This is a genomic window from Mycolicibacterium rhodesiae (assembly GCF_002086695.1).
Taxonomy (GTDB): Bacteria; Actinomycetota; Actinomycetes; order Mycobacteriales; family Mycobacteriaceae; genus Mycobacterium; species Mycobacterium rhodesiae.
In genome coordinates, this window is the sequence record NZ_MVIH01000021.1 from 69349 (window position 1) to 79806 (window position 10458).

Annotated in this window: 6 protein-coding genes; 5 read left to right on the forward strand and 1 reads right to left on the reverse strand. The window is 67.2% G+C overall.

Annotated elements, in window-relative coordinates; translation table 11 throughout:
• Positions 1-113: 113 nt before the first annotated feature.
• From gltB to BST42_RS26290, 5 genes are all read left to right on the forward strand, one after another.
• Entirely contained in the window at positions 114-4676 is a 4563-nt protein-coding gene (gene gltB / locus BST42_RS26270; RefSeq protein WP_083122631.1) for a glutamate synthase large subunit, read from the forward strand.
• Positions 4669-6168: a glutamate synthase subunit beta gene (locus BST42_RS26275; RefSeq protein WP_083122632.1), complete on the forward strand. Its 1500-nt coding sequence runs from the start codon at positions 4669-4671 to the stop codon at positions 6166-6168. Before gltB ends, BST42_RS26275 begins: the two co-directional genes overlap by 8 nt.
• 68 nt (positions 6169-6236) lie before the next feature.
• The gene (pyk, locus tag BST42_RS26280; RefSeq protein WP_083122633.1) at positions 6237-7655 is read left to right on the forward strand and encodes a pyruvate kinase; all 1419 of its coding nucleotides are present in this window, start codon (positions 6237-6239) and stop codon (positions 7653-7655) included.
• Positions 7656-7667: 12 nt separating this feature from the next.
• Positions 7668-8534, forward strand: coding sequence for an acyl-CoA thioesterase (locus BST42_RS26285; RefSeq protein ID WP_083122634.1), 867 nt, complete (start codon positions 7668-7670; stop codon positions 8532-8534).
• Positions 8535-8556: 22 nt separating this feature from the next.
• Positions 8557-9981 carry an MprF family protein gene (locus BST42_RS26290; RefSeq protein WP_110918792.1) on the forward strand — a complete coding sequence of 475 codons (1425 nt, stop codon included), beginning with the start codon at positions 8557-8559 and terminating at the stop codon, positions 9979-9981.
• Here BST42_RS26290 and BST42_RS26295 read toward each other — a convergent pair.
• The coding region (locus BST42_RS26295) for a DUF4190 domain-containing protein (RefSeq protein WP_083122651.1) at positions 9959-10458 on the reverse strand (500 nt) is incomplete at its 5' end. The genes BST42_RS26290 and BST42_RS26295 overlap by 23 nt on opposite strands.

Here is a 10458-nt window from a genome sequence, read left to right on the forward strand (position 1 = left end):
CATCGGGCCGGTGCAGTCCCAGACATCACACGTCAGACTGCGGTAAGGCCGTTCACCACGCGCATCGCGCACACCAGCTTTCCGCCGCATGACCGACCGCGGAGGAGCGTGGAATGCTGTTCTCGGCACTTCCCGAAGCGCAGGGTCTCTACGACCCCCGGCACGAGTCCGACTCGTGCGGTGTGGCGATGGTGGCCGACATCCAGGGTCGACGGTCACACCAGATCGTCGCCGACGGACTGACGGCACTCGAACACCTCGAGCACCGCGGTGCCGCCGGCGCGGAGCCCAACAGCGGTGACGGCGCCGGAATCCTGCTGCAATTGCCGGTCGAGTTGCTCTCCGCTGTCGCGGAATTCGATCTTCCCGCGCCAACAGCCAACGGCTGCAACACCTTTGCCGCCGGCATCTGCTTCCTGCCGATTGACCCGTTCGCTCGACAAGCCGCAATCGGCCGGGTCGAGGCCATCGCCGAGGAGGAAGGTCTGGAGGTCCTCGGGTGGCGGGCCGTGCCGGTCGACCCTGACGGCGCCGAAGTCGGCACCACCGCGTTGGGCTGCATGCCGTACATGTCGATGCTGTTCGTGGCGGCTCCCGAACGGAACGGCCACCGGGCCGGCGGGATCGACCTCGACCGGCTGGTCTACCCGCTGCGCAAGCGCGCCGAGCAAGGGGCCGACAGCGTCTACTTCCCGTCGCTGTCCAGCCGCACCATCGCCTACAAGGGCATGCTCACGACAATGCAGTTGCCGCAATACTTTCCCGATCTGCGCGATGAACGGTGCCGCAGCGCGATCGCGATCGTGCACAGCCGCTTCTCCACCAACACGTTTCCGTCCTGGCCGTTGGCGCACCCCTTCCGGTTCGTGGCGCACAACGGCGAAATCAACACCGTGCGGGGTAACCGCAACCGGATGCACGCCCGGGAGGCGATGCTGGCCAGCGCCATGATTCCCGGTGACCTGAGCCGGCTTTCGCCGATCTGCACCCCTGACGCCTCGGACTCCGCGTCCTTCGACCAGGTGCTCGAGCTGTTGCACCTCGGTGGCCGCAGTCTGCCGCACGCGGTGATGATGATGATCCCCGAGGCGTGGGAGAACAACACCTCCATGGATCCGGGCCGCCGCGCCTTCTGTCAGTACCACGCCTCGCTCATGGAGCCGTGGGACGGACCGGCCTGCGTGACATTCACCGACGGCACCGTGGTGGGAGCGGTCCTGGACCGCAACGGTTTACGGCCCGGCCGGTGGTGGCGCACCATCGACGACCGGGTGATCCTGGCCAGTGAGAGCGGTGTGCTGGACATTCCGCCGGGCGAAGTGGTGGCCAAGGGGCGCCTCGAGCCGGGCAAGATGTTTCTGATCGACACCGCCGCCGGGCGGATCGTGAGCGACGACGAGATCAAGGGCCAACTCGCCGCCGAGGCGCCGTACGCGGAATGGCTGCACGCCGGTCTGCTCGATCTCGCGACCCTGCCGGCCCGGACCCGAGTCTCGCCGAACCATGAATCGGTGGTGCGGCGCCAGGTCGCATTCGGCTACACCGAAGAAGACCTGCGGATCATGCTCACCCCGATGGCGGCGTCCGGCCAAGAGCCGCTCGGGTCGATGGGCACCGACACCCCCGTTGCCGTTCTCTCCCAGCGCCCCAAGCTGATCTACGACTACTTCGTCGAACTGTTCGCACAGGTGACGAACCCGCCGCTGGACGCCATCCGCGAGGAGATCGTCACCTCGATGGCCCGGGTCATGGGCCCCGAGCAGAACCTGCTGGAACCCACCGCCGCCTCGTGCCGCCAGATCCAGTTGCACTGGCCGGTTCTGGACAACGACGAGCTGAACCGGATCGTCCACATCAACGACGACGGCGAGCAGCCCGGCCTCAAGGCAGCCGTCCTCAAGGCGCTCTACGACGTCGAGCGCGGCGGCGAAGGCCTGGCCGAGGCCATCGAGGAGCTTCGCCACCGGGCGTCCGACGCGATCGCCAAAGGCGCACGCACCCTGGTCATCTCCGACCGCGACTCCGACCACACCCGGGCCCCGATCCCGTCACTGCTGGCGGTCGCCGCCGTGCACCACCACCTGGTCCGGACCAAGCAGCGCACCAGGGTCGCGCTGGTGGTGGAAAGCGGTGACGCCCGCGAGGTCCACCACATCGCGCTGCTGATCGGGTACGGGGCGGCAGCGGTCAACCCCTATCTGGCGTTCGAGTCGATCGAGGACCTGATCCGCGAAGGCGAACTCACCGGCATCGACCCGGGCACCGCGGTGCGCAACTACCTCAAGGCGCTCGGTAAGGGTGTCATGAAGGTGATGAGCAAGATGGGCATCTCGACCGTCGGGTCCTACACGGCCGCACAGGCTTTCGAGGCCATCGGGCTGTCCAAGGATGTGGTCGACGAATACCTCACGGGCACGGTCAGCCAACTGGGCGGCGTCGGACTAGATGTGCTGGCAGACGAGGTCAAGCTGCGGCACCGCCGGGCCTACCCGGAGAATCCCACCGAGCGGGTGCATCGCCGCCTCGAGGTCGGCGGCGAATACCAGTTCCGCCGCGAGGGCGAACTGCACCTGTTCACCCCGGAAACGGTCTTCTTGCTTCAGCATTCGACCCGGACCAGACAGGGCGAGGTGTTCGCCAAGTACTCCGCGGAAGTCAACCGGCTGTCCCGTGAGGGCGGTACGCTGCGCGGCCTGTTCAGCTTCAAGAAGGGTCTGCGACCATCGGTTCCGCTGCACGAGGTGGAGTCCGTCGAGGCCATCTGCACCCGCTTCAACACCGGTGCCATGAGTTACGGCTCGATCTCGCAGGAAGCCCACGAGACCATGGCCATCGCCATGAACAACCTCGGCGGGCGTTCCAACAGCGGTGAAGGCGGTGAAGACGAAGACCGGCTCTACGACCCGCGCCGGCGCAGCGCCGTCAAACAGGTGGCCTCCGGCCGGTTCGGTGTCACCAGTGACTATTTGGTCAACGCCACCGATATCCAGATCAAGATGGCCCAGGGCGCCAAGCCCGGCGAGGGTGGGCAGTTGCCCGGCTTCAAGGTGTATCCGAACATCGCCAAGACCCGGCACTCCACACCCGGGGTGGGCCTGATCTCACCCCCGCCGCACCATGACATCTACTCCATCGAGGACCTGGCGCAACTGATCCATGACCTCAAGAACGCCAACTCGCAGGCCCGGATCCACGTCAAGCTGGTCAGCTCGGTCGGGGTCGGCACGGTGGCGGCCGGGGTGTCCAAGGCGCACGCCGACGTCGTACTGATCTCCGGATACGACGGCGGCACCGGCGCGGCACCGCTGACAAGCCTCAAGCATGCCGGGGCGCCATGGGAGATCGGCCTGGCCGACACTCAGCAGACGTTGGTGCTCAACGGGCTTCGCGATCGGATCACCGTGCAGTGCGACGGCGGACTGCGCACCGCCCGCGACGTCATGGTCGCCGCACTGCTCGGCGCCGAGGAATTCGGTTTCTCCACCGCGCCGTTGGTGGTTGCCGGCTGCATCATGATGCGGGTCTGCCACCTCGACACCTGCCCGGTCGGGGTGGCCACCCAAAACCCGGAGCTACGAGCACGTTTCAACGGCAAGCCGGAGTTCGTCGAGAACTTCTTCCGGTTCATCGCCGAAGACGTCCGGGTGATGCTGGCCGAGCTGGGCTTCCGCAGTATCGACGAGGCCGTCGGCCACGCCGAGGTGCTCGACACCGACGGCGGGGTGGCGCACTGGAAGACCAAAGGCCTGGACCTGAGCCCGATCTTCGCGGTGCCCACCGACGCGCACGGCGGTGCGTTGCCGCAGCGACGTCGGATGCGGGATCAGGAACACGGCCTCGAGCATGCTCTCGACCAGACCCTGGTCGCGCTGGCCGAGGGCGCACTGGAGGACGCCCACCCGGTTCGGCTGGAACTTCCGGTCCGCAACGTCAACCGCACCGTCGGCACCCTGCTGGGTTCGGAGGTCACCCGGCGCTACGGAGCACAGGGCCTGCCGGATGACACCATCCACATCACGCTCACCGGCTCGGCCGGTCAGTCCATCGGCGCGTTCCTGCCGCCCGGCATCACCCTCGATCTGATCGGCGACGCCAACGACTATGTGGGCAAAGGACTTTCCGGTGGCCGGGTGATAGTTCGGCCGCCCGACGACGTTCTGTTCCTGCCCGAGGACAACGTGATCGCCGGCAACACCCTGCTGTACGGGGCGACCTCGGGAGAGGTGTACCTACGCGGCCGGGTCGGTGAGCGGTTCGCCGCCCGCAACTCCGGTGCGCTCGCGGTGACCGAAGGTGTCGGGGACCACGCCTGCGAGTACATGACCGGCGGGCGCGTCGTCGTGCTGGGCCGCACCGGACGCAACATGGCGGCCGGCATGTCCGGCGGCATCGCCTACGTCCTGGGTCTTGACCCGGCCATGGTCAACACGGCGATGGTCGAGCTGCACGCCCCGGACCCCGACGACCTGGAATGGCTGCACGACATCGTTGCTCGCCATGCTCGGTGCACCGGTAGCACGCTGGCCCGCTCGGTGCTCTCGGACTGGCCAAGGCGCAGCGCACAATTCACCAAGATCATGCCCACGGACTACCGGAAGGTGCTCGAAGCCACCCGGATGGCCAAGGCGGAGGGGCGTGACGTGGACACCGCGATCATGGAGGCGACACGTGGCTGATCCCACCGGATTTCTGAAGGTTCCGAAGATCGAGGCCGCCAAGCGGACCGTCGACGAGCGGATCGGTGACTGGCGCGAGGTGTACGAACGTCAGAACCCCCAGGAACGCGCCGCTGAGGTGGCTCAGCAGGCCCGCCGCTGCATGGACTGCGGAATCCCGTTCTGCCACTCCGGAACTGCGGGATGTCCACTGGGCAATCTGATCCCGGAATGGAACGATCTGGTGCGTCGCGGCCGCTGGGACGCCGCAAGCGAACGTCTGCACGCCACCAACAACTTTCCGGAGTTCACCGGCCGCCTGTGCCCGGCGCCGTGCGAGGCGGCCTGTGTGCTGTCGATCAGCGAGGAGCAGACCGGCGGCAGCGTGACGATCAAACGGATCGAGAACACCATCGCCGACCAGGCCTGGCGGCTCGGCATCGTCGAGGCGCAGCCCGCCGCGATCGGCACCGGCCGCAACGTCGCGATCGTCGGCTCCGGGCCCGCGGGCCTGGCCGCAGCCCAGCAGTTGACCCGGGCCGGTCACCACGTCACCGTCTATGAACGCGACGACCGCCTGGGTGGTCTGCTGCGCTACGGGATCCCCGAGTACAAGCTGGAGAAGGCCACGCTGAACCAGCGGTTGGCCCAGATGCGCGCCGAGGGAACCCGCTTCGTCACCGAATGCGAAGTCGGCGTCGACATTTCGGTCGAGGAGCTGCGCAACCGGTTCGACGCTGTCGTACTGGCCGTCGGTGCGTTGCGCGGTCGCGACACCGACGTCGAGGGCCGTCATCTGGCCGGCGTCCACCTGGCGATGGAGCATCTGGTGCCCGCCAACCGGGAGTGCGAGGGCGACGGGCCGTCGCCGCTGTCCGCCAAGGACAAGCATGTGGTGATCATCGGCGGTGGCGACACCGGAGCCGACTGCCTGGGCACCGCACACCGCCAGGGTGCGGCATCGGTGACCCAGCTGGACTACAACCCGCAACCACCGGACGTCCGCAACGACGAGCTGACGCCGTGGCCCACCTGGCCGCTGGTCCTGCGCACGTCGCCCGCGCACGCCGAGGGCGGCACCGTCCACTATCAGGTCGCAGTTCAGCGGTTCATCGGCGATGACGAGGGCAATCTGCGCGCGTTGGAGATCGCCGAGGTGAAGGTCGAGCGGGTCGACGGGCGGCGGGTCATCACCCCGGTCGGGGACTCGATGGAGATTCCGTGCGATCTGGCCCTGCTGGCGATCGGCTTCGAAGGTGTCGAACACATGACACTTCTGGACGACCTCGGCGTCGCGTTGAGCCCGCGCGGGGCGATCAGCTGCGGATCGGACTGGCAGACCGACGCGCCCGGCGTCTTTGTTTGCGGCGACGCCCACCGCGGCGCCTCGCTGGTGGTGTGGGCGATCGCCGAGGGGCGCGCCGCCGCCCACGCGGTCGATGCGTATCTCATGGGTGAGTCGGATCTCCCGGAGCCGGTACGGCCGCACCAATTGCCATTGGCCGTCGGCTGAGTGAATAGCGTGCCGCCGCCATCTGTATCGGTCGAGATGCCCATGAACCGCGACTATGCTGAGGCGTCGTGAGTAGACGCGGGAAGATTGTCTGTACGCTCGGTCCGGCCACCAGCACCGATGAGTCGGTGAGAGCTTTGGTCGACGCGGGCATGGACGTGGCCCGCCTGAACTTCAGCCACGGCGACTATGTCGACCATGAGGCGGCCTACAAGCGGGTTCGCCAGGCCTCCGATGTGACCGGGCGTGCTGTTGGGATCCTCGCCGACCTGCAGGGACCCAAGATCAGGCTGGGCCGCTTCGCCGACGGTCCGACGTATTGGGCCAACGGTGAGACGGTGCGGATCACTGTCGAGCACTTCGAGGGCAATCACGACCGGGTGTCGACCACCTACAAGAACCTCGCCCGGGATGCTCAGCCCGGCGACCGGCTGCTGGTCGACGACGGCAAAGTCGCGCTCGTCGTCGAACACATCGACGGCGACGACGTGGTGTGCACGGTCACCGAAGGCGGCCCGGTCAGCAACAACAAAGGCCTGTCACTGCCCGGCATGAACGTGTCGGTGCCTGCGCTGTCCGAGAAGGACATCGAGGACCTCGAGTTCGCGCTGCGCCTAGGCGTGGACCTGATAGCGCTGTCATTCGTGCGGTCACCGGCCGACGTCGAGCTGGTGCACGAGGTGATGGACCGGGTCGGCCGTCGCGTCCCGGTGATCGCGAAGTTGGAAAAGCCGGAGGCGATCGACAACCTCGAAGCGATCGTGCTGGCCTTCGACGCCGTCATGGTGGCCCGCGGTGACCTGGGCGTCGAACTGCCGCTCGAAGAGGTCCCGCTGGTGCAGAAGCGGGCCATCCAGATGGCCCGCGAGAACGCCAAGCCGGTGATCGTGGCCACGCAGATGCTCGAGTCGATGATCGAGAATTCCCGGCCCACCCGGGCCGAGGCCTCCGACGTCGCCAACGCCGTGCTGGACGGCGCCGACGCGGTCATGCTGTCCGGGGAGACGTCGGTCGGCAAGTATCCGCTGGAGGCGGTGCGGACCATGGCGCGCATCATCAGTGCCGTCGAGGAGAACTCGACGGCGGCACCGCCACTGACCCACGTCCCGCGCACCAAGCGTGGCGTCATCTCCTATGCCGCTCGCGATATCGGTGAGCGCCTGGACGCCAAGGCTCTGGTCGCGTTCACCCAGTCCGGGGACACCGTGCGGCGGCTGGCCCGGCTGCACACCCCGCTGCCGCTGCTGGCGTTCACCGCGCTGCCGGAGGTGCGCAGCCAGCTGGCCCTGACCTGGGGCACCGAGACCTTCATCGTCGGGCACATGGAGACCACCGACGACATGATCCGCGAGGTCGACCGCTCGATGCTGGAGCTGGGCCGCTACAAGCGCGGCGACCTGGTGATCATCGTCGCAGGCGCTCCGCCGGGCACAGTAGGCTCGACAAACCTGATCCATGTCCACCGCATCGGGGAGGACGACCACTAGGGGAGAGAACTCTTGGCCAACGCGGACCTCAATGAGCTGCTGGCCATTCTCGATCTCTCTCCAGTCGGCGACGACGTGTTTGTCGGTGCGCATCCGCACAAGAACCCGCCGCGCACCTTCGGCGGACAGCTGATGGCGCAGGCGTTCGTGGCGGCCACCCGCACACTGCGTCACGAGATCGCACCGAGCGCGTTGTCGGTGCACTTCATCGCAGGCGGAGATCCGGCCGCCGACATCGAATACCACGTCGTCCGGTTGCGTGACGAGCGGCGGTTCGCGAACCGGCGCGTCGACGCCATCCAGAACGGCACGCTGCTCGCCACCGCTCTGGTGTCCTACATTTCGGCGGGAAGCGGACTCGAACACAACACCCCGATGCCCAATCTGCCGTCCCCAGAGACGCTGCCGACGATTGACGACCTTCTCGTCGGGTACGAGAAAGTGGTGCCCGGATTCGTCGAAGCGCTGCGCCCCATCCAGTGGCGCTACACCAACGACCCGTCGTGGATCATGCGCGAAAAGGGCGGCTTACTCACCGGAAATCAGGTGTGGCTCAAGGCCGATGGCGCAATGCCGGATGACCCGACGCTGCACACCGCCGCGATGATCTACTCCTCCGACACCACGATCCTGGATTCGATCATCACCACCCATGGACTCTCGTGGGGCTGGGATCGCATTTTCGCCGTCACGGTCAACCATTCGCTGTGGTTCCACCGCCAGGTCGATTTCTCCGACTGGGTCCTCTATTCGACCAATTCGCCGGCCGCCGCCGAATCGCGCGGCTTGGGCAGCGGCCATTTCTTCAGCCCGACCGGCGACGTGGTGGCCACCGTCACGCAGGAGGGCATCGTCAAGCACTTCCCCGGAAATGCCTGATAGACGGGGTATCGTCGGTCACGTGACCGAACCGCCGGTTCGGGTAGCGCAGCGTTTGCGCGCCAGGGAACGGGTTGTCGTGAATGTCGACACCCTGGCCGCGCGCTGGGTTGGCGCGCTGGCGTTGTTGATCGCCGCGAGCTGGCTCACCGTGCTGATGATCCGCGCGCACCGCCACCACACCCACTGGCATGCCGACAGCCGCGTCGCCTGGTCACTGACGATCCTGGCCGCCGTCGCCCTGATCGCACGGGGCATCTTCCTGGGCCGGCCGGTGACCGCAGCGCATGCGATCGCGGCCGCGATCTCGGTGCTTGCCGGTTTCGCCGCCCACCTGCTGGCCTTCGACCTCACCGGCGACGTGCTGATCGCGTCCTCCGGGTTGCTGCTGATGTGGCCGACGACCGCGCGACCGGATCCGTCGCAGCTGGCCAGGGTGTGGGCCCTTGTCGACGCGACCAGTAATGACCCGGTGGCGCCCTTCGCGATGCAGGACCTCAAGAGCTACTTCTTCAGTGCCGACGGCACGGCCGCGGTCGCCTACCGCACCCGGCTGGGTTACGCCGTGGTCAGTGGTGACCCGATCGGTGACGAACGCCGTTTCGAGGAGCTCGTCGGCGACTTCACCGGCATGTGCCACACCCACGGCTGGCGGGTGGTGGTCCTGGGCTGCAGCGAGCTCAGGCTCGGGCTGTGGCGCGATCCCGCGGTGATCGGGCAGACCCTGCGACCGGTCCCGATCGGGCGCGACGTGGTGATCGACGTGCCGTCCTTCGACATGGTGGGCCGTAAGTTCCGCAACCTGCGTCAGGCGGTGCAGCGCACCCACAATTTCGGGATCAGCACCGAGATCGTCGCCGAATGCGAACTCGACGAGCGTCGGCTGGCCGAGCTCACCGACGTGCTGCTGTCGTCGGCCAAAGGGTCGCGCACCGAGCGCGGCTTCTCGATGATTCTCGACGGCACGCTGACCGGTCGCTATCCCGGCATCCTGCTGATCATCGCGCGCGACCGGACGGGCCGGGTGCAGGGATTTCATCGTTACGCGGTCGCCGGTGGCGGCACCGACATCACCCTCGACGTCCCGTGGCGGCGCCGCGGGGCCCCGAACGGCATCGACGAGCGGCTGTCCGTCGACATGATCAACGCGATGAAAGCGCAAGGAGCGCAACGCCTTTCACTGGCATTTGCGGCGTTCCCGGAGATCTTCAACGAAAAGCAGCGGGGAGCGCTCAGCGCGTTCTTCTACACGGCGATCCATATGGGCGACTCGCTGATCGCGTTGGAGTCGCTGTACCGGTACCTGCGCAAGTTCCACGCCCTCGGCGATCGCCGATACGTGCTGCTGTCGCTGAGGCAGGTGTTACCGCTTCTGGTGGTGTTGCTCTCGCTGGAGTTCTGGCCCCGGCGACGGGAGCTGCCCTCTACGGAGTCGGCGTCAAGGTGACGCTGAACTTGTTCTCCACGGACTGCTTGAACTCGTCGGCGCACTGCTGAACCTGCTGCTGGTCCTGGCCTGCCTTCTGCAGGCAGTCGATGTAGTCGGTGGCGCCGACCTCTTTGAACACGCCGACCCACACGGCGATGAACGCCAGGCCGACGATGATCGCCAGGAAACCGAGGATGACACCGGCGAGCGCGACGCCGCCGTTGTTGGCTTCACCGCGCTTGACACGGCTGCGACCGGCGAAGCCGATGATCACCGCCACGATGCCCAGGATGACGCCGCCGACCACCGAGAACGACGACAGCAGTGCGACGATCGCGATCACCAGGGCGGTGACGCCCAGGCCGTTGCGGGGGCCGGTGGGCGGTGGCGCGTAACCCGCATACGGCTGCGGCGGAGCGGGCGGATAGCCGCCGGGATACTGGCCGTACGAGGGAGCCGGATAGCCGGGGGGAGGAGGCGGCGGTGCCCCCTGCG